Origin of the sequence: Halomonas alkalicola (genome assembly GCF_030704205.1) — a bacterium.
In the GTDB taxonomy this organism is placed as follows: domain Bacteria; phylum Pseudomonadota; class Gammaproteobacteria; order Pseudomonadales; family Halomonadaceae; genus Halomonas; species Halomonas alkalicola.
The window spans coordinates 1,810,740-1,830,614 of the sequence record NZ_CP131913.1 but is presented as its reverse complement, the minus strand read 5'-3'; the positions used below and the strand labels follow the sequence as shown (position 1 = coordinate 1,830,614).

The 19,875-nt window shown below is 56.2% G+C and carries 18 protein-coding genes and 2 pseudogenes; 18 read left to right on the top strand and 2 right to left on the bottom strand.

The window, feature by feature from the left end:
* Positions 1-6 precede the first annotated feature (6 nt).
* The 15 genes and pseudogenes from B6N23_RS08680 (at position 7) to B6N23_RS08615 (ending at position 14,136) form a co-directional block, all read left to right on the top strand.
* Positions 7-423 carry a TIGR03751 family conjugal transfer lipoprotein gene (locus B6N23_RS08680; RefSeq protein WP_305497858.1) on the top strand — a complete coding sequence of 139 codons (417 nt, stop codon included), beginning with the start codon at positions 7-9 and terminating at the stop codon, positions 421-423.
* Positions 423-2,126, top strand: coding sequence for a conjugative transfer ATPase (locus tag B6N23_RS08675; protein WP_305497849.1), 1,704 nt, complete (start codon positions 423-425; stop codon positions 2,124-2,126). The genes B6N23_RS08680 and B6N23_RS08675 overlap by 1 nt, the downstream gene beginning before the upstream one ends.
* 20 nt (positions 2,127-2,146) lie before the next feature.
* Positions 2,147-3,355 (top strand): conjugative transfer ATPase, encoded by a 1,209-nt coding sequence (locus B6N23_RS08670; protein ID WP_305497847.1) that lies wholly within the window; start codon positions 2,147-2,149, stop codon positions 3,353-3,355.
* A 109-nt stretch (positions 3,356-3,464) separates the two neighbouring features.
* Positions 3,465-4,250 (top strand): type IV toxin-antitoxin system AbiEi family antitoxin domain-containing protein, encoded by a 786-nt coding sequence (locus tag B6N23_RS08665; protein ID WP_439649812.1) that lies wholly within the window; start codon positions 3,465-3,467, stop codon positions 4,248-4,250.
* Positions 4,240-4,575, top strand: a complete 336-nt coding sequence (locus B6N23_RS17135; RefSeq protein ID WP_379686408.1) for a nucleotidyl transferase AbiEii/AbiGii toxin family protein — start codon at positions 4,240-4,242, stop codon at positions 4,573-4,575. Before B6N23_RS08665 ends, B6N23_RS17135 begins: the two co-directional genes overlap by 11 nt.
* A 505-nt stretch (positions 4,576-5,080) precedes the next feature.
* Entirely contained in the window at positions 5,081-6,334 is a 1,254-nt protein-coding gene (locus B6N23_RS08650) for an IS256 family transposase (RefSeq protein WP_305503756.1), read from the top strand.
* A 79-nt stretch (positions 6,335-6,413) separates the two neighbouring features.
* Positions 6,414-7,439 (top strand): 3-hydroxyisobutyrate dehydrogenase, encoded by a 1,026-nt coding sequence (mmsB, locus tag B6N23_RS08645; RefSeq protein ID WP_305497843.1) that lies wholly within the window; start codon positions 6,414-6,416, stop codon positions 7,437-7,439.
* Positions 7,440-7,451: 12 nt separating this feature from the next.
* Positions 7,452-8,951 carry a CoA-acylating methylmalonate-semialdehyde dehydrogenase gene (locus tag B6N23_RS08640; protein ID WP_305497841.1) on the top strand — a complete coding sequence of 500 codons (1,500 nt, stop codon included), beginning with the start codon at positions 7,452-7,454 and terminating at the stop codon, positions 8,949-8,951.
* 23 nt (positions 8,952-8,974) lie between these two features.
* Positions 8,975-10,069 carry a TRAP transporter substrate-binding protein gene (locus tag B6N23_RS08635; protein WP_305497839.1) on the top strand — a complete coding sequence of 365 codons (1,095 nt, stop codon included), beginning with the start codon at positions 8,975-8,977 and terminating at the stop codon, positions 10,067-10,069.
* Positions 10,070-10,140: 71 nt separating this feature from the next.
* Entirely contained in the window at positions 10,141-10,728 is a 588-nt protein-coding gene (locus B6N23_RS08630) for a TRAP transporter small permease subunit (protein WP_305497837.1), read from the top strand.
* Between the two features lie 46 nt (positions 10,729-10,774).
* Positions 10,775-12,142 (top strand): TRAP transporter large permease, encoded by a 1,368-nt coding sequence (locus B6N23_RS08625; RefSeq protein ID WP_305497836.1) that lies wholly within the window; start codon positions 10,775-10,777, stop codon positions 12,140-12,142.
* 370 nt (positions 12,143-12,512) lie between these two features.
* Complete coding sequence (locus tag B6N23_RS17130) at positions 12,513-12,872, top strand: IS5 family transposase (protein ID WP_439649811.1); 360 nt, start codon at positions 12,513-12,515, stop codon at positions 12,870-12,872.
* Positions 12,848-13,033: pseudogene (locus B6N23_RS17125) on the top strand (transposase); the annotation flags it as partial. The gene B6N23_RS17130 and the pseudogene B6N23_RS17125, both read left to right, overlap by 25 nt.
* Before the next feature lie 58 nt (positions 13,034-13,091).
* Positions 13,092-13,259, top strand: coding sequence for a transposase (locus tag B6N23_RS17120; RefSeq protein ID WP_439649810.1), 168 nt, complete (start codon positions 13,092-13,094; stop codon positions 13,257-13,259).
* Positions 13,260-13,278: 19 nt separating this feature from the next.
* Complete coding sequence (locus B6N23_RS08615) at positions 13,279-14,136, top strand: zinc-binding dehydrogenase (protein ID WP_305497834.1); 858 nt, start codon at positions 13,279-13,281, stop codon at positions 14,134-14,136.
* 735 nt (positions 14,137-14,871) lie between these two features.
* On the opposite strand, the pseudogene B6N23_RS08610 reads toward B6N23_RS08615, so the two are convergent.
* Positions 14,872-16,258: pseudogene (locus B6N23_RS08610) on the bottom strand (IS1380 family transposase).
* Between the two features lie 334 nt (positions 16,259-16,592).
* On the opposite strand from B6N23_RS08610, the gene B6N23_RS08605 reads away from it, so the two are divergent.
* A complete protein-coding gene (locus tag B6N23_RS08605) occupies positions 16,593-17,492 on the top strand; it encodes a helix-turn-helix transcriptional regulator (protein WP_305497832.1) in 900 nt (299 codons plus the stop codon).
* A gap of 385 nt (positions 17,493-17,877) precedes the next feature.
* Here the strand turns inward: B6N23_RS08605 and B6N23_RS08600 are convergent, their stop codons facing one another.
* A complete protein-coding gene (locus tag B6N23_RS08600; RefSeq protein WP_305497830.1) occupies positions 17,878-18,249 on the bottom strand; it encodes a histone-like nucleoid-structuring protein, MvaT/MvaU family in 372 nt (123 codons plus the stop codon).
* A gap of 238 nt (positions 18,250-18,487) precedes the next feature.
* On the opposite strand from B6N23_RS08600, the gene B6N23_RS08595 reads away from it, so the two are divergent.
* Together B6N23_RS08595 and B6N23_RS08590 are read left to right on the top strand one after the other, a co-directional pair.
* Positions 18,488-18,922: a TIGR03757 family integrating conjugative element protein gene (locus tag B6N23_RS08595; RefSeq protein ID WP_379687677.1), complete on the top strand. Its 435-nt coding sequence runs from the start codon at positions 18,488-18,490 to the stop codon at positions 18,920-18,922.
* Entirely contained in the window at positions 18,919-19,869 is a 951-nt protein-coding gene (locus tag B6N23_RS08590) for a TIGR03756 family integrating conjugative element protein (RefSeq protein ID WP_305497826.1), read from the top strand. The genes B6N23_RS08595 and B6N23_RS08590 overlap by 4 nt, the downstream gene beginning before the upstream one ends.
* The last annotated feature ends 6 nt before the right edge of the window (positions 19,870-19,875 follow it).

The window sequence follows — 19,875 nt, the reverse complement described above, 5'->3', positions numbered from 1 at the left end:
GCTCTGATGGCCACCCTGCTGGTGGCGGGCTGCGCCACCTCCCAGGAAGAGCTGATGCCGGTGGGCGATACCACCATGATGGAGATCTGGCAGAACCAGGCCGGCCACAGCACCGGCGAACGCCGCCTGCTGGACGTGCGCAGCGAGCTGCGCCGGCCCCTGGAGAGCCCGGAGCTGGTCAGCGAGCAGCTGCGCTACAGCCGCGACGCCAGCAACGAGATCTACAGCCAGTTTCGCCGCCTGCCCAACCCAGATCTGGTGATGTACGTCTTCCCCCATCTGGCAGGGTCCGAGCAGGTGCCGGTACCTGGCTACTCCACGGTGTTTCCCCTCTACCAGCGCACCCAGTACGCCATGCCCGGCGAGAGCGCTCGCCCGACCGCAACGCTGGAGAGCCGGGTTAACGAGGGGAGGGCGCGCTGATGTCCAAGTTCAACGACCTGATGAACCGGCTGTTTGGCAGCGCCCGGGCCAACAACAGCGATCCGGTCCAGACGCAGGAAGCCACGCTCTCAGACCGGGATGATGCCGTGCAGGACGAGACGCAGGCGACCGAGACGCAGGCGCTGGCCGCGCTCAACAGCGACGTTAACGGCCGGCCGCTGGCCCTGCCCCGCGGCAAGGCTCCCTCCGTGGCCGAGCTGCGCTCGCACTTCCGCCGGGCGCCCTCGTTCAGCAACTACCTGCCCTGGGTGGAGTACCTGCCCGAGTCGGGCTGCTTTCTGCTGGAAGACGGGGTCTCAGTGGGGGTGGTGGCCGAGGTCTTCCCCATCGCCACCGAGGGCCGCGCCCCGGAGTCCCTGGAGGCAATTCGCGACCAGATCGAGGCCGCCTTTCAGGACAGCCTGCCGGAGTATGAGCAGCACCCCTGGGTGGTGCAGCTCTTCGTCAAGGATGAGGTCGACGCCCGCCCCGACCTGGAGCGCATGCGCGACTATGTGCGACCGCGAGCCCGGGAGACCGAGTTCACCCAGGACTGGCTGGCGAGCATGGGCGCCCACCTCAAGGCGATCTCCAAGCCGGGCGGGCTGTTCCAGGATGACGGGGTGACCCAGACCCGCTGGCGGGGCCAGACCCGCCGCACGCGCCTGGTGCTCTACCGCTGGCTCGGCAAGAAGCGCCAGGCAGGAGAGCGTCAGCGGGGGCTCTCCCCCGAGCAGGCCGCCAATCAGGTCTACGACCGGCTGGCCGCCGCGCTGCACGGCGCGGGCCTGCGCCTGAAGCGCTATGACGGGCGCGCCTTTCACCGCTGGTTGCTGCCGCGCTTCAATCCGCGACCGCGGCTGGCCCCCGACGATCCGGCGCGCTTCTACGCCCTTTGCGATTATCCAGAAGATGCCAATGAGGTGGCCTGGAACTACGACCTGGCCGAGGGAATGCTCTTCAACTCGCCCCAGGGCGATGTAGAGACCGGGCTCTGGTGGTTCGATGGGCTGCCCCAGTGCTGCGTGGTGGTGGAGGAGATGCGCCGGGCGCCGGTGGTGGGCCACCTCACCGGCGAGGTGCGCCGCTCCGACGGCCAGGCCAGCAACGCCCTGATGGACAAGCTGCCCGAGGGCACCGAGGCGGTGCTGACCATCGTGGCGACGCCCCAGGAGCCCCTGGAGGACCATATCAATCGCCTGCACAGCAAGGCGGTGGGCGACAGCGTGCTGGCCCGCCAGGTGCGCGAGGACTGCGACACCGCCCGCCGCTACCTGGGACAGAACCACAAGCTCTATCAGAGCACCCTGGCTTTCTTCCTGATGGGTGAGAACGAGCAGGACCTCCAGCAGCGCAGCATGGCGCTGGCCACTCAGCTGCTGCAGGTGAACCTCTCGCCGGTGGACCCGGAGGACGAGGTCGCCGGCCTGAACACCTACCTGCGCTGGCTGCCGATGAACTTCGACCCGGAGCAAGATCGCAAGAATCGCTGGTACACCCAGTTCAATTACGCCCACCACCTGGCCAACCTGGCGCCGGTGTTCGGGCGCGGCCGCGGCACCGGCCACCCCGGCATGACATTCTTCAATCGCGGCGGCGAGACCTTCAGCTTCGACCCACTGAATCTCGAGGACCGCTCGGCCAACGCCCATATGCTGGTGTTCGGCCCCACCGGCGGCGCGCGGCAAAGTCGGCCACCCTGAACGGCGTGCTGAGTCAGGTCATGGCCATGCACCGCCCGCGGCTCTTTATCATCGAGGTAGGCAACAGCTTCGGCTTGCTGGGCCAGTATTTCGAGCGTAAGGGCATGAGCGTCAACCAGGTCAAGCTATCGCCGGGCTGCGGGGCCCGACTGCCGCCGTTCGCGGCGGCCACGCGGCTGCTGGAAAACGAGGTGGAGGAGCGGCGCCTCGCTCGAGACGCCGAGGACGCCAATCCCTTTGAGGAGGCGCCCCTGGAGGAGGAAGAGGAGCAGCCCGATGAGGAGCGCGACCTGCTGGGCGAGATGGAGATCACCGCCCGGCTGATGATCACCGGCGGGGATCCCAAGGAGGAGCGGGAGTTTCGCCGCGCCGATCGGCGCATGGTGCGCGACGCCATCTACCGGGCGGCGGAGCGCTGCCGGGAAGAGGGCCGCGACTGCATGACCCAGGACGTGCGCGAGGCGCTCTATGCGATCTCCCGCGACACGGAGATCCCCGAGGAGCGGCAGCGTCGCGCCTATGACATGGGCGAGGCCATGGGGCTGTTCTGCGACGGCTTCGACGGCGAGGTGTTCAACCGCCCCGGCACCGCCTGGCCCGAGTGCGACGTGACCATCATCGACCTGGCCCACTTCGCCCGGGAGGGCTACGAGGCCCAGCTCGCCCTGGCAGTGATCAGCGTGACCAATATGATCACCAACCTGGCCGAGCGCGACCAGTACAGCGGGCGGCCCATCGTCCAGGTCATCGACGAGTGCCACCTGCTCACCGTTAACCCGCTGCTCAGCCCCTACCTGGTCAAGGTGGGCAAGATGGGCCGCAAGCTCTCCCACTGGATCTGGATGGCTACCCAGAACCTCGAGGACTTTCCGGACGCAGCCCGCAAGCTACTCAACATGATCGAGTTCTGGCTGTGCCTCTACATGCCGCCTGACGAGATCGATCAGGTCAGCCGCTTCAAGGAACTCACCGCCACCCAGCGCAAGCTGATGGCCTCCGCCACCAAGGTCTCGAAGAAGTACACGGAGGGGGTAGTGCTCTCAGGGCGCCTGGAGGCGCTGTTCCGGGTGGTGCCCCCCAGCCTCTACCTGGCCCTAGCCGGCACCGAGGGCGAGGAGAAGGCCGAGCGCATGCGCGTGATGCGCGAGCAGGGCTGCTCGGAGCTCGAGGCGGTGCTGCATATCACCCAACGGCTGGACGAGGCCCGGGGTATCGGACCCACGACGTAGACATGGGTTTAGAAAAGTCGATGAAGTTGGCCTAATCTTCAATTTCAGACGCTAAAGTTAAACCACTATGGTTTAAGATGATCACCATAGTTGGCTGATTAGGCAATCTATGGCGATGAAAATAAACCAGCTGTGGCAGAAGATCCCTCATGGCGCGGTGGTGACCACTGCGTGGCTGGAAGACCACGGCATCAGCGCCAACCATGCCGCCAAGCTTACTGAGGCCGGCTGGTTGAAGCGCCTTGGGCGAGGCGCCTACTGCCGGGCAGGCGACCCGCTGACATGGGAGAGCGGGGTCTTTGCGCTGCAGGCGCTGAGCGACCCCGCAACACCCCCGTTCTGGCCGGGCGGCCAGACCGCCCTGGCGCTCCAGGGCTTTGCCCACTACCTGCCCATGGGGCATGACACCACTCACCTGTACGCTGCGGAGCGCCGCTCACAGCTGCCGCTGTGGCTGGAGCAAGCCGACTGGGCCGGGGCTATCGACCTGCACCGGGACAAGGGGCTGCCGGGAGATCTCCCCGGCAGCTTCACGGACTACAACCCGTCTGGGGTGGGGTTTTCCCTTCGGGTCTCGACGCCGGAGCGCGCTATCCTCGAGTGGATCGCCATCACGCCAAACGAGCTGCTGTTCAGCAGCGAGCTGGTGGATACCTTCACTGGGCTCAATACGCTGCGCCCGCGCCGGCTACAGGCGCTGCTGGCAGGGTGCCGCTCAGTGAAGACCAAGCGTGCTTTTCTGGTACTAGCTCGCCATGCCGGCCACGCCTGGTACCATCGACTTGAAACCCACAGCCTCGACCTGGGGAAGGGCAAGCGGCAGCTCTGCAAGGGAGGGCGGTTGGACAAGGAATATCAGGTCACGGTCCCGGAGGCGTTCACGGATGAGCATTGAGGCCCGCTATCACGAACAGGTGCGCCTGCTGGTCGCGCTGTTGCCTTTTCTGAACGACGAGCCCTGCTTTGCCCTCAAGGGTGGCACGGCCATCAACCTCTTCGTCCAGCCCTTCCCGCGGCTGTCCGTCGATATCGACCTCGCTATTGCCACGGCGATTCTGGATCGGCTGCTGTATCACTCTCACTCGACCACGCTGAACATCAAAGGCGTGAGCTACCGGATGAAGGACAAGCGTCGAGCCGGATTGGTGACCACACCGATGACAAAGGAGGACGAGACCTCATACGCCCTTGACTCTGTTCCGATGAGTGCAGGCTTATGATCGGGGGGGGGGGCGGACAACATTCGCTGACGTTGACATCGTCAGCGATACACTTGATGCCCCAACCACAGGACTTCAAGCGGAGCATGGCCGCGACATCGTTTGGGCTCTGCATCGGCTCCCCTCGTACCTGAGTATGGGGAACGTTATATCTGGGATGCTGCGTGGATGGACCCTCCTGGTGAGATCTCGGAGGGGCAATTTCCCGTGTCTCCTGGGAGGCAGTTTTCTATGGCTCCTGACAGCGTTTGCAGTAAGGGCCTCCAATTCTCTCAACCTGCGCCCTCATGAATAAGCCGGATTGACGCTGTCGGGTTATGAACCTGTGGTGTTCGGAGGATGCTTACCTCCCCCCCCCCCTCATAGCTTCAATATTGGCTATGCAACGATGTAGCAGGCGCTTGAGAGCTATGGTGATTTCTGGTGTACGGGAGGCGGTAGGATGGGTGGCGTATCCTGTTGATTGATCACGACCAAGATCTCAATCAACACGAGTGGATACGCCATGACCGATTCTACCCTCCCGGCTCTTTCACAACCAGAACCCCAGGTCGCTGACCCGCTGCACGAGCTGCTGCGCCAAGGCGCCCGTGACCTGATCGCCAAGGCCGTCGAGGCTGAGTTGGCCACCTTCCTGTCACAGTATGCTGATCAGCGGCTCGACGATGGCCGCCAGGCCGTGGTCCGCAACGGTTACCTGCCTGAGCGCACGGTCCAGACCGGGATCGGAGATGTCAGCGTGCAGGTGCCCAAGGTGCGTGACCGCAGCGGCGGTGGCGCCCGCTTCAACAGCAGCCTGCTGCCGCCCTACCTGAAGCGGGCCCGCAGCATCGAGGAGCTGATCCCCTGGCTCTACCTGAAGGGGATCTCCACCGGCGACTATCAGGAGGCCCTGGCGGCGCTGCTGGGCGACCAGGCCAAGGGGTTGTCAGCCAACACGGTGTCACGGCTCAAGAAGCAGTGGGAAGACGAGCATGCCGAGTGGCAGAAGCGGGACCTTGCCGACAAACGCTACGTCTGCTGGTGGGCCGACGGCGTGTACAGCCACATCCGCATGGGCGACCGCCTGTGCCTGCTGGTGATCATCGGCGTCACCGAGCAGGGCCGCAAGGAGCTGGTGGCTATCGAGGACGGCTTCCGCGAGTCGGCAGCCAGCTGGGAGACCCTGCTGACAGGTCTGCGAGAGCGTGGCTTGACTCAGGCTCCCAAGCTGGCAGTAGGCGACGGTGCCATGGGGTTCTGGGCGGCGCTGAGCAAGATTTACCCGGCAACCGAGCATCAGCGCTGCTGGGTCCACAAGACGGCTAACGTGCTGAACAAGCTGCCGAAATCTGTTCAGCCGAAGGTCAAGGCTGACCTCCATGACATCTGGATGGCCGAGACCCGCGACGGGGCGCACAAGGCTTTTGATCGCACGGTGAAACGTTTCGAGGCCAAGTACCCCAAGGCGATGGCGTGCCTGGCCAAGGATCGGGACGAGCTGCTGGCGTTTTACGACTACCCGGCAGAGCACTGGGTGCATATACGCACCACCAACCCGATCGAGTCGACCTTCGCCACGGTCCGGCTGAGGACCAAGCGGAGCCGGAACTGCGGCTCCCGAGCGACGACCCTGGCGATGGTCTTCAAGCTGCTCCAGAGCGCCCAAAAGCGATGGAGGAGGATCAAGCACTTCCAGAAGCTGGAATTGGTCGTTAGCAACGTCAAGTTCCAGGATGGAGAGCAGGTAACCGATCAATCAGACAGGAATGCGGCCTGATCGCCATCCACCAGATTTGACGATAACTCGCGCTTGAGACGCTCAGAGTGCTACCAAAGTACAAGATCTAACCCTGGCCATGGCAAGAAAATACCAAGAAAAAGCAATTTTTTGTCTGTGGTGCAGGCCATGGATATGGCTGAATGCTTGTGTGAGTTGTTTGACTTCAACTTGTTTGGCATCCAAAAAAAATAGTGCCGAGGTAGAAATGGAAAAAATCGCATTCATAGGCCTTGGTAACATGGGAGGGCCCATGTCACTTTGCCTTGTAAAAGCCGGTTACTCTGTCCGAGCTTTTGACATGAATCCGGAAGCGCTAGCCCGTTGTGAAGAAGGTGGGGTTAAGCCCGCAAAAAGTGCGGCCGATGCTCTGCTTGAAGCAGATGTTGTAATTACAATGTTGCCCGAGGATCGGCATGTAGAGGATTTGTATTTGGGGCAGGGTGCCTTAATAGATTGTGCTACTCCTGGTACTATATTAATCGATTGCTCCACCATTTCCCCTCACACAGCTCGGCGAGTTGCTGAGCGTGCGAAAGATAAAGGGTTAAAAATGCTTGATGCTCCTGTGTCAGGTGGGACAGCAGGAGCTGAAAAGGGGATGCTTTCATTCATGGTGGGTGGCGATTTAAAAACTTTCATGAACTGTAAGCCAATTCTTAATGCTATGGGTAAGTCACTGTTTCACGTTGGTGGAAATGGTGCGGGGCAGTCAGTAAAGATATGCAATAATATGCTGGCTGCTTCTCTAATGGTGGCTACCGCTGAGACTCTAGCATTCGGTGTAAAAAGCGGAATAGATCCTTCCGTCCTCTCCAGTGTTATCAATCAGAGCTCAGGGCAAAACTTCATGATTGAAAATTGGAATCCGTGGCCTGGGGTGGATAAAAATACACCTGCTAGTAAAGACTTCGATGGTGGGTTCCAGCTGCGATTAATGCTAAAAGATTTAAATCTAGCAACTTCTAGTGCTGCAGAGAATCAAGCCGCTGTTCCCATGGCATCAATTGCTAAAAGTCTTCTTTCTCTTCATATGCAGCAATCTCCTGAGTATGCAGGAAAGGACTTTTCTTCCGTTGTGAATCTATATAATTCTGAAATTTAAGAGGGCTGTAAAATGAAAAAAGTACTTCACTATATTAATGGAAAGTCTGATCCCGGGCATGGTGAGCGAGAGGGTTTTGTTTTTAACCCATCTACTGGTGAGAAACTCTATCCATGTGCTTATGCAGATAGTGCAACGGTTGATGCTGCAGTGTCCGTGGCTGCAGAAGCGGGAAAAGCATGGAAGTCAATGTCACACGCGAGACGGATTGAGGTGATATACAAGTTCAGGCAAATTGTTCTTGAAAATACACATGAGCTCGCCGTGTTGATTGGTGTAGAGCACGGAAAGACTATTGATGATGCAAAGGGTGAAATAGCCCGCGCTGTTGAGTCAATCGAGTTTGCCACAAACGAACCACACCTTTCAAAAGGGGAGTATTCACGAAATGTCGGTGGTGGGATTGATGTTTTCTCAACTCGAGAGGCTTTGGGTGTAGTAGGTTGTATTGCCCCATTTAACTTCCCGGTTATGGTTCCATTGATGATGGCTACAATGGCCATTGCTTGTGGGAACTCCGTGGTGCTTAAACCGTCTGAAAAAGTGCCTTCTAGCGCCATTAAACTTGGGGAGTTGCTAAAAGATGCTGGGCTACCTGATGGGGTTTGGAATGTGGTCAATGGTGACAGAGAAGCAGTAGATGCAATGCTTGAACACCCCGGTATCGCAGCTGTCAGCTTTGTCGGTTCCACTCCTATTGGCGAGTACATCTACCAAAAAGGCAGTCAATACAATAAGCGAGTGATGTCATTCACTGGCGGTAAAAACCATATGATTGTCATGCCTGATGCAGACCTTGAAGCTGCTGCTAACGCATTTGTAAGCGCTGGATATGGGTCTGCTAGTCAAAGGTGTATGGCAATATCTCTACTCATTCCTGTTGGTGAAGAAACAGCAAGTAAGCTTATTGAACTAATTGTGCCAAAAATAAAAGAATTAAAGGTCGGCAGCTACGATACGCCTCATGCCGATTTTGGGGCTGTGATTAGTCAGCAATCTAAAGATATGGCGGAAAAGGCTCTTGAGGATGCGATTGCAGCAGGCGCAAAAATCCTAGTAGATGGGCGGGGGGTTGAAGTTAAGGGTAAGAAGGGAGGCTTTTATATCGGCCCAAGCCTACTCGATGGTATCACAACCGACATGGATTTCTATAAGAAGGAGGTTTTTGCCCCAGTGCGAGGAGTGTTGCGCGCATCCAGCTTAGATCATGCCATTGAAATCACTAACACCCATGAATATGGGAATGGAGCTGTAATCTATACGCGAGACGGCTATTCTGCTAGCAAGTTTGGTGAGCTTGTGGAGGCAGGCATGATAGGGATTAATGTACCCGTCCCGGTTCCGGCTGGTTACCATAATTTTGGAGGTCTTCGGCGTTCAAAGTTCGGGGATGGGCACTTGTTTGGGCCAGATGCCGTAAGATTCTATACAAAAATTAAGACTTTTTCGCAGCGCTGGCCAGGGAGTGCGGAGTCAAGCATCTATTCCATTAACTTCCCAAGTAACAAATAAAATAAAGAAAAAGGAGCACGACAATGAAAAACAAGAAATGTTTCAACAATGACAGCCTAAAAAGATCTGTTAAAATAGCTTCTGTCGCTGGTTGCCTAGTTTTAACGACAGTGGCCAGCGCCCAAGATCGAGTTCGTTGGCAGCTCCCGATTGCTTTTCCATCTAATCTTCCGGCAATTGGTACGCCAGTTAAGAAAATGGTGCAAACGGTTGGTGAAATTTCAGGGGATAGTGTGCAGCTAAGAATATACGAGCCGGGAGAATTAATCCCCCCGTTCGAAATTCTTGATTCAGTGTCGCAAGGCAGATATATGGCCGGTTACACATGGGTTGGTTATGACGCAGGTTCTATGCCAGTACTAAACTTGTTTGGTGGTGGCGTCCCTTTTGGACTTGAACCACCTGGGTATCTTGCATGGCATTATTTTGATGAAGGAAAGGATCTTTTAGAGAAGGCCTATGAGCCTTACGATGTCCACCCGATCCTTTGTGGTATCGTAGGCCCCGAAGGTGCTGGCTGGTATAACAAGCCAATTGAGTCCGTAGAAGACTTTAAAGGGTTGCGAATGAGGTTTGCAGGGATTGGCGGCCAGGTCATGGAGAGGCTGGGAGTGTCCGTCAACCTTATTCCAGCAGGCGATTTTTATCAAACGATGGAGCGTGGAACAATAGACGCTACTGAATTCTCTTCTCCGGCGGCAGATCCTGTTCTAGGTATGCATGAGATTGTCAGTCACTACTATATGCCGGGATGGCACCAAAGTGCGACCACACTTCACCTCCTAGTCAACGGGGAGGCATGGCGAAATTTGTCTGATCAAACTCGCAGCCAAATTGATGTGGCTTGTAGATCAACAGTGCTTGACGCTTACGCAGAGAGTGAGTTTTCCAACTCACACGCCCTTCAATATTTCGAAGAAAAAGGGGTTAAAGTGGGGCGCTTCTCAGACGAAATTCTCCAGTCACTGAAAGAAGTGAGTGAGGAAGTTGTCGCTGAGGTTGCCGAGCGCGATGATATGTTTAGGACTGTTATGGAAAGTCAGCAAAAGTGGATGGAGCTTTTTGGAGAGTGGCATTACAAGGGCTACCTCCCAAGGGAAAGCTTCCTCGCAGAATAAAATAAACAGGGTAAAGGAGGGGCGTGAGATTCGCCCCTCAAACCAGTAAAATTTATCTTGGGGATTAGCGAATGCCACATAACCCTGGTCCAGGTTCCACTAGGCTACCGGATATCCTGCCCCCTGAGCCAAGCTCTAATTTACCGGAGAATTATTTCTCGCGCCTAACAGACGGGGCTGTTGTTAGTATAAGCCGAGTTTTCTCCTGGCTTTGGGTGGGAACCCTGTTAGTTGTACTCAGTAACGTGGTGGGCCGGTTTTTTCTTAATTCTGGCTCTATTGCCATTGAGGAGTTGGCCTGGCATTTTTTTGGGGCTGGAATGATGCTGACCATGGCCTATAGCGTTGTAACCAACGAGCATGTTCGCGTTGATGTGTTTTTTGAAAAAATGTCGTTGAAAGCACAATGCTGGATTGAGCTATTGTTACTTGTTTTTCTCGTGTTTCCAATTCTTTTGATAATTACAGTTGACTTGTTCGAATATGCCTATCGATCTTGGGCTCAAGGAGAAAGGTCCGTTGCTGCGAGCGGGCTGCCTTACCGATTTATCATAAAAACAATATTTCCAGCCGGATTGGTGTTGTTAACAATAGCACTTCTCTCGAGAGCATCTCGACTTTTTACTCTAGTCGTTGGGTTCCCAAAAAGGCTGCTGTGAGAATATTAGTGTACAGGCCGTCCAAAAAATAAAATCATGTAAAGGTGTGTCTATGGAACAGTTGCTTGTATTTTTGATGTTTTTTTGTTTCATGGTTTTATTGCTGGTGGGACTTCCTGTGGCTTGGGCGCTGGCAGCTTCGGGGTTTTTGTTTGCCGTTATTGGTCATGTTTTAGTTGAGTATTTTAGTGCGGATTTGTGGTTCACCTGGGCCGGGACAATTGGCGTTATGCCAGGAAGAATATATTCGGTGGTAGCCAATGAGCTAATGGTTGCCTTGCCTTTGTTTATACTAATGGGGATTGTTCTCGATTGCTCTGGGGTTGCTCAAAGAACTATGTCTTCAATAGTAAGGGTTATGAACGGGATGAGGGGGAGTTACGCGATTACTGTAGTAATTGTTGGTATTCTTTTGGCAGCGTCAACAGGGATTGTGGGCGCCTCGGTGGCAATGCTGGGATTGTTATCTTTGCAGCCCATGCTCGATGCAAAATACAATAAATCACTTGCTGTTGGAACCGCTTGTTCAGTTGGAACCCTAGGGATATTAATTCCTCCAAGCATCATGTTGGTCATCATGGCTGATAGGCTAGGAACGCCGGATGCTTCAGTTGGAAAATTGTTTATGGGCGCTTTAATTCCAGGGTTAATGCTTGGTGCAATGTACATAATCTATATTTTAATCGCCTCGTTTTTGGATGAAGACTTGGCTCCTGCGATTTCCCAAAAAGAGGGTTTTAGCCCTAAAATATTACTGGACGTATTTATTGCAGTCATACCGCCGCTAGCCTTAATATTTGCCGTATTGGGGTCGATATTCACCGGGTTTGCTACTACAACAGAGGCATCTGCTGTTGGTGTGCTCGGAGCAGTTTTGCTAGCGATGGTTTTTGGTAAATTCAGCGTGGGAATGTTCCGGAAAGCGCTGTATCAAACGAGTCGGACAACAGCATTCATTTTTGCAATATTCATAGGGGCAACCATTTTTGCTTCAGTTCTTCGAGGGTTGGGCGGAGATGATGTGATTCGCGACCTAATAGTGGGTTTGCCGTTCGGTGAAACTGGTGTAGTTCTTTCAATACTATTTCTTGTATTCCTTTTGGGGTTCTTTCTTGATTGGGTGGAAATAACGCTAATAATCCTTCCCCTTGTTGCACCAGTCGTGTTTTTACTTGGCGTGGACCCTGTGTGGTTTGCTGTTCTATTTGCTATTTGCTTACAGACTTCATTTCTTACTCCTCCTGTGGGATTTGCTCTTTTCTACATTAAAGGGGTTGCTCCGCCCCAGATTTCAACCTTGGATGTTTACAAAGGTATTGTTCCGTTTCTTGTTCTGCAAGTTGCAGCGTTGCTAATGGTTCTGTTTTTTAAGCCGCTTGCAACATGGTTGCCGCAACATGTTTATGGCGGATAATTATGGGTGTCTGAGCAGGTGCTGTTTTAAAAAATTTATTACATATATGTTAAGGGGTGGGGTAAGTATTGAAGCGTATCATGCAAATTGGATTAATAATGCTAGAAGGGTAAAAAATGACTTCAGTAATGATTGTTGGACATGGTGGAAACGAAGTTGTCGAGGTCCGTCATAGAGAGCGGCCTCGGCGACAGCCGGGCGAGGCGCTGGTGCGCCTGGAAGCGGGTACCCTCAATCAGGTTGATCTCTACATGCGCAACAGTGGCGCCGGCATCACTCACGAGCTGCCGCTAGGGTGCGTTAACAATTGCCGATGGAGATCGGGCTGATTTAGAATATCAGCATTTTTCGGTGATCTATGCCTCGGCTAATGCTACGTGATGACCAATGGGAGCGCATCGAGCACATGCTCCCCGGCAAAGCTTCAGATCGCGGGGTGACGGCCAAGGACAATCGCTTGTTCGTGGAAGCCGTCCTGTGGATCGCCCGGACAGGCGCTCCCTGGCGTGATCTGCCCGACGCCTTCGGTCGCTGGCACACTGTCTACATGCGCTATAACCGGTGGTCTAAGAAGGGGGTCTGGCAGCAGGTTATCGACACATTAGCCGATGATCCCGACATGGAGCAGCTGATGATAGATGGCAGTATCGTCAAAGTTCATCAGCATGGGGCGGCAAAAAAAAAACGGCTCAGAGCACCGAAGCCATGGGGAAATCGCGTGGGGGATTGAGCACCAAGATCCACGCGGCGGTCGATGCCCTCGGCAACCCGGTACGGCTAATCCTCACACCGGGCCAAGCGTCTGAGTACGGAGCCGCCCCAGCGTTACTGGCGGGCTTTTCTCCAGCGGCGGTGCTTGGCGACAAGGGGTATGATTCCACCGCTTTGAGGGACATCATTCGAGCGGTGGGCGCCGAGCCGGTGATTCCGCCGAGAAAGAAAGAATCGCTTGGAATGCCCCGAGATAGATTGGCACTGTTACAAGGATCGCAACCTGGTAGAAAGGTTCTTCCAGAAAATCAAGCAGTTCAGGCGGCTGGCAACACGCTATGAGCGACTGGCGAGAAACTACCAGTCGCTACTCAACCTTGTATCCGCCGTCATATGGCTGGCCTAATTGTTAACGCTCCCTAGTGATGGGGCTGGACGGCGCCGGTGTGGTGGAGGCCATCGAGAAGGACGAGACGCGCCTGACGGTGGGCCAGCGGGTGGTGGTCTTTCCCAACCTGACCTGCGGGCGGTGCGAGTTCTGCCAGCGGGGCGACGACGTGCTTTGCACCCGCATGAAGCTGATGGGCGAGCATGTGGACGGCACATTCGCCCCGTGGCTCAGCGTGCCGGCAGAGAACCTCTTCCCCATGCCCGCGCACTTGGACTTCGTACAGGCCGCGGCCCTTGGGGTCAACTACCTCACCGCCTGGCGGATGCTCTTCAGCCGCGCACAGCTTAAGCCTTGGGAGACCGTGCTGGTGTTCGGCGTCGGCGGCGGGGTGTCGCTCGCCGCCATGCAGCTGGCCGCCAGCATCGGCGCCCGGGTGATCGTCACTTCCCGGGAGGATGACAAGCTCCAACGGGCCCTGGCGCTGGGCGCCCATGAGGCGATCAACGGCAGGACCGAGGAGGTGGCCCGGCGCGTAATGGCACTGACCGATGGCCGCGGCGTGGATGTGGTTGTCGAGAACGTCGGCGAAGCCGTCTGGGCCTCGGCCATGAAGTCGCTGGTGCGCGGTGGGCGCCTGGTGACCTGCGGAGCAACTTCGGGGGACCAGCCCCCGGCCGATATCAGGCGCCTCTTCATCCGTCAGTTGCAGATCATTGGGTCTACCACCGGCAACGCTTTGGAGTTTAAGGAAATGCTCTCCTATATCCAAAGACGTCAGATTTTCCCTGTAATAGACAGTTGCTATCCGGTGGAAAATATTCACGATGCATTGGACCGCCTTGAGTGTCGGGGACGAATGGGAAAAGTTGCGGTGACATTCCATGGGGGGTGATGCGGGGATGCGCGAAGTTTCTTGGCGTTATTGAGCCTGAATATTGAGCAAGTTAAACTGCACAGTCACATCCCATTTGATTTTAAATATTTTCAACAATTCAGGCAGTGTGGGTGAAATGCAGCATCATTTATTAATCACGCTTGATGTGATTTGCTTGCAGCTTCTTCTCTGGCGTTACAAATGTGCTCATTGAGGTTTGGCAGAAGAGTGCCATTGATGTAAGGTTTAAAATAGGGCGTAAGGGGAGGGGTGTTTTGTTATTTTAAATATTCCCATGATATAATGAGTCAAATTCCCTGCATATTTTGCGGAGGTCGTTTTCCATTGTGTTCTCTCTCCAGATGCAGGGGGTGTTACATGCTGGCTTCGTTTTTTTACGCTTGGGAAAAATGCCATTGACAAGTGAAGTCTTTCGGGGGAAGCTGAGTGTTGTAAAGGGCACATTCTCTTGATGCTAGGCAGGTTGGATAGCTTCTAAATTTACTGGCATCGCTGTGAACCCGCCTCATTCACGAGGGTGCTGATTGAGCGGTCTGAAGGTGCTGGCTGGTGGCATCGCTTATCAGGATCGGCCTCTTCAGCGCGAGTGGCCGTTTAGTAATGCCAGAACGCGGCTCTTTTCCCGCTTTCTTATAGCTCTTTGGAATCAATTGCGGCCGTCCAAGCAGCCGTGATCGCCGACCGCCGCTCCAGTCGCTTGCTTTCTGATGCTGTGGTGGTCTCGCAGGAGCGTCAGCTCAGTGCGGTCAGCTTCGGTAGCCCCTTCAGCAGCGTCGGCCACCACTTGTCGGCGGTGGCCCCCAGATGAACGGTGATTCGCCGAGCGTTCAGCCTCAGCGTGGCGGCGACCTTCAGCACCTGCTCGCGCATCCGGCTGAGGCTCCAGCCTTGCCGGGTCTGCCACTCCAGCAGGCAGCGCAGGGCATGCAGGACCTGGTAGGCGTAGAGACTGAGCAGCAGGCTCACCTCGTTGCGCGCCATCACGTCCTGAACTGTAGAGGCGCCGCGATCGGTCGACGAGAGATGCACGTCGAGCGCCGACTTCACCTCGCCCATGTGCGCTTCGGCGCTGCCGCGCTTGCGGTACAGCGCCAGGACCTTCTCCGGCGGCCAGTCGAACTTGCTGAGGTTGGTGACCAGGAAGAAGGCATGCAACAGCAGATCATCGGTACGTTCCTGTACTACCAACACCACGCGCCGTGGCGCCGGCCAGGAACCGGCTTGGTACTCCAGATCGTGGCACCATTCCCGAGGTTGCTCCGGTGGCCGGCCTCGTGGCCGCTTCAGGTGCGGCGCCGCCAGCTTCTGCAGGCCGGTGTGACTGCGCAGCCGGCCCAGGTACTCGATGCCGCGATCTTCCAGGGCCTCCAGCGTCGCGTTGCCGGTGAACCCAGCATCGATGCGCACCCGAACCTGGGCGCCGGTGCTCTCGTTGAGTCGTTGAGCGCCGCACTAGATGCGGGATCCAAGTATCGGCGTTCTCAGCCGGGCCAGCATTGCCCTCGCGCAGCAGGCCGCCGACCATGTCGCCGGTTTCGGCCAGCGAGGCGACCAGCGGCGAGTAGATGCGGGCACCGTAAAGTCCGTGAAATGCGGACCCGCCCTGGTGGCCATGGACCTCGATCGGCAGGCCGTCGATGTCCAGCGTCAGCTGCTTGGGCCGTTCACCGTTCTGCAGCGAAGTCAGGCGCCAGACCACCAGCCGCAGCAGGCCTTCGTGCACGGCATCGATGTTGTCGTTGCGCCCAAGACAGGTCAGCAGCCGCGACAGCGTGGCTTGAGACGGCCGGTCCTGGGCCAGGGGCGTCATCCCGCGTGCATCGCTGCAGGCCAGCTGCCAGAGCGGGTCGCGGCGCAGCGTGTGGGTATCGCTGAGATCGATCCAGCCCATCGCCCGTTGCAGCACCAGGGTGCGCAGCTGGCTGGCCAGCGAGTGGCGGATGCGTAGCGGGTTGCGGAGGTCGACCAGATTGTCTTCCAGCGCCTCGGTCACGCCGCTGTTGTCGAGGGCTTCACGCAGCAGCAGCGCGCCGCTGTCGCTAGTAGTGCGCTGGCCGCTCAGCTCAACACGGACAGCGCCGTTGCATGAGGGCTTCCAGGTGGATAGGCTTTCACCCATAGCGGATGGCTCTCTTGGTTCAGGTTCTTGGCGGAACACACTGAATTTTCAAGAGAATACCATCCGCTATCTTCGTTTTCAGACCGATCTCATGAATAAGCCGGGGTGAAGCTTGACAGTGTAGTGTTTTCACTGCTGTTTTGGTTATATTCGTAGGTTTGAGAGTTTGCCCGGAGGCGATGTTGTGATTTCACCAAAAGACCCCATGCTGGAGAATGGTTTGCTTTTTTAATTTTTCTCTTAGGCAGGCGGTGCTTCTATTTCGAAGGATTCTTTGTTATTTTGATAATTCCTGTGATCATAAATAGCATTTTTATTATAAAAAGGGTCTGTCATGTCAGCATTTTCAAACTGGCCGCTTTCAAGCGGAAGTGCTCGGATTGATCTTCATGACTTGTGTATTAGAGATGCATGCAATCATCCTTTAGTCAATAATTTTATGGTGACTGCTGCAGGGTATTATCACCGTGCGGCTGGGCACTTTATGCGCCGCACAGAGCATGATGAACACTTGATTGCCTATGTTACTTCCGGTCACGGCTACCTTCAAATTGGTGGAAGTGTCAGTCAAATTTATGAGGTTGGTCCCGGAAGTTTATGGTGGATACCTCCAAATGTTCCTCATTATTACTATGCTTCTCCAAATGAGCCGTGGAGTGTCTACTGGGCGCATGCCCAAAAATCTGAAGCACTCGATATTTATAATTTTATAGGGCTGGCGAGAAATCCTGTTGTAACTATTGGTGTGGCCTCTGGCTTAGCTTTGGGGTTCGAAAAAATAATTAACAGATTGGGCGGTAATGAGATAAATGTTTTGGCGTTAACATCTGCCTCTGCAAGCTTGAAAGCTTGGCTTTTTGATGCCGCTATCATGTTGAATGAGGAGAAATGCTACCATAAATTTTTTCACGAAAAAGTTGAAAAATATTTCTTGGAAAGAGTTGGTGATCCAATGAACTTGGACGAAATTGCCAGTGAGTTCAATATTTCAAAATATCATTTTGCCAGGAAGTTTAAGAAAATAACTGGAAAAACTCCCGCGAGAGCTTTTATGGAGCAAAAAATTAACCATGCTTGTGACTTGTTGTCCAATGATGGTGTAAGCATAGGTCAAATAAGTTATAGGCTAGGATTTAGTGATGAGTCATATTTCACAAAGGTTTTTACAAGATACATAGGGCTAACGCCTTCAAAATACCGGTCTTCATTAATAAAGGCAAAGGGTGTTATATGATAAGATATTTTGATTTAAATCTTTGATGCCGGCATCGACATGCTGTAACAGGCCATTGTGGCATGTGTTCCTACCCGCCAGGCAAGGGGGTACTTGTTGCCCGTGATCGTTAGTGCTCTGCGGGGGAGTCCTTTCCCTATAGGTGATTTAATCATCCAGTACCCAACATGTAGCGCCTGTTGTGCTCTCCAGGAATGGTTTCCCGATTTTAATAACCTCATGTAAAGCGATGGCGGCAGCGGGGCTTTGAGATCTCTCGTTGGCCGCTGAACAGCGTGACCAGACAGCCGGGTATGGGAACATCTAACGAATTTTCTGGTTTTTACACAGCCACGACCGAAAGCTACCCTGCCTGCCACGTTTCCGGCAGGCAGGGTAGCAAAACTTAGTCCTCCGTCCTCACCAACCAACCCTCCACGGCCTCGGCACCGTACTCGTCCTTCCACGCCTTCAGCGTCTTCTGGTTGCCGCCGCGGGTCTCGACGACTTCGCCGGTGTTGGGGTTTTTGTAGATCTTCAGCTTGCGCTTGGCGCGGCTGGTGCTCGTGGTGCTGGCGGCCTTAGCAGTGGCCGGCTTCGGGTCCAGCAGCTTGATGACGTCGGCGGCCGACTTATCAAACTCACGCATCAGGGCCTCGAGCTTGTCCTTAAACTCCAGCTCGGCCTTGAGGCGGTCGTCGTTCTTCAGCTTGTCGAGCTCTTCCTGGAGCTGCTTGAGCTGCTGTTCCTTCTGCATGTAGGTGTTGAGAATGGACATGCGTCTCCTCGCATTGGGTGAGTGTTGGAGGCAAGTATGGTGGCTGCTGTTATTTGAATCAATGCCTCTCTTCAATTAACCGGGGCTGTGGCAGTTGCCAGCAGGATGATGGGTGCGCTGGGATATTGATGGCTGCTGATCCAGAAAACACCCTGCGGCCGAGTTAACATTTTCTGATGCAGCTCAAAGTTGACTCCGCAATGCTGTGCCAGATCCTTGTTCTACTGGAGTGGCAAGCATGGAGAGACACCACCCGCGCCGTTGGCTGGCCGCTTTCGTGCTATTCCCTTGCCTCGCAGGCACTGCACTCGCTGGGCCAGCTATCGAGGTCTTTACCACTGCCGGGGAGCCGGCCGTCAATGTGCCCTCGGGCGTGGCGGTGATCGAACTCGATGCGCCCGGCCGCCTGGATGCCGAGCTGTCGCAAGACCTTCCTGCTGATCCCGAAGTCGCGGAGTCCTTGATGCGCGAGCGCATGGCGACGCCTGAATGGCAGGAGACCGCCAACCGCTATGCCGATAGCTATCTCGGGCTGGCCAGGGCCTGGCAGCTGGGTATCGAGAAAGTCCCCGCCGTGGTGATCGATGGCCGCCATGTGATCTACGGCCAGCCGGATGTGGCCGAGGCGCTGAACGAAGCCGAGCGGTTAATGGGGCAGGAGGGCCGCCGATGAGGCCCTTCAAGACGGCGGGGATTGTACTGGGCGGTGCGCTGCTGAGTCTGGGCGTAGTGGAGCGGCCTGCCCAGGCGCTGACGACGCCACAGATTGTCGCCTCGTCGCTCTCCACCCAGTGCCTGGACTACCAAGTCATCGGTATCTGTGTCTGGCTCAACTGCTCCTGGTCGGGCTGCTCGATCCGTACTTCGGTGCAGGTGCGCCACTACGTCCCTGAGCTGGTGGTCTCCAGCTACGAGAACACCGGCGACAATCCCTGGTGGGAGGTAGCGTCGCTGTCGCCGCCGCTGGGCGAGGCGCTGGCCGGTGGGCAGAGCACCTCCGATGTCAGCCGGGCTCAGCATGAGCACCTGCGCTTCAAGAACGTGGATGCCATCGGCCACCCGGCCGGTGAGGCCTTCAGCAGCTTCGCCAGCGCCTTCGGCATGACCTGCGCTGGGGCAGCGACGCCTTTTCAGCCCTACCACCTCTCGACCCTGGACGCTCTGGCGTGGCGCAGCGGCATTCCCGAGTCGCTCTACCCCGAGGCGCTCACGCCCGGCATGCGTGAGCTGGGCCAGCCCGGCGACCTGTGGGGCAATATCTACCCGCGCAGCGGCTTCCTGACCCAGGTGCACGACTACAAGACCGCGGCGACCACCGCCCAGCGCTCTGCCGATGTCGTCACCCGCACCGGGCAGCCCCACGTCTACACGCGGCTGGTGGCCGCCAGCCGCGACGGCTACTGGCCCCCCGGGCCGGTCAAGGAGGGCGATGCCTCGACCCACCGCTGGCAGCGTCTGACCCCCAATATGAGCAACGCCTGCCGAGTGTGGCCGGACCGCGGCGTCACCGACACCTACGCAGACCGCCTGGACGCGGGCGGTGACTACGCCTGGTCGCTGTGGCGCCCCTATCGCTGCTGCCAGCGCCGCGGCCAGACCCTGCTCTACGCCGTCCCCTGAAGGAGA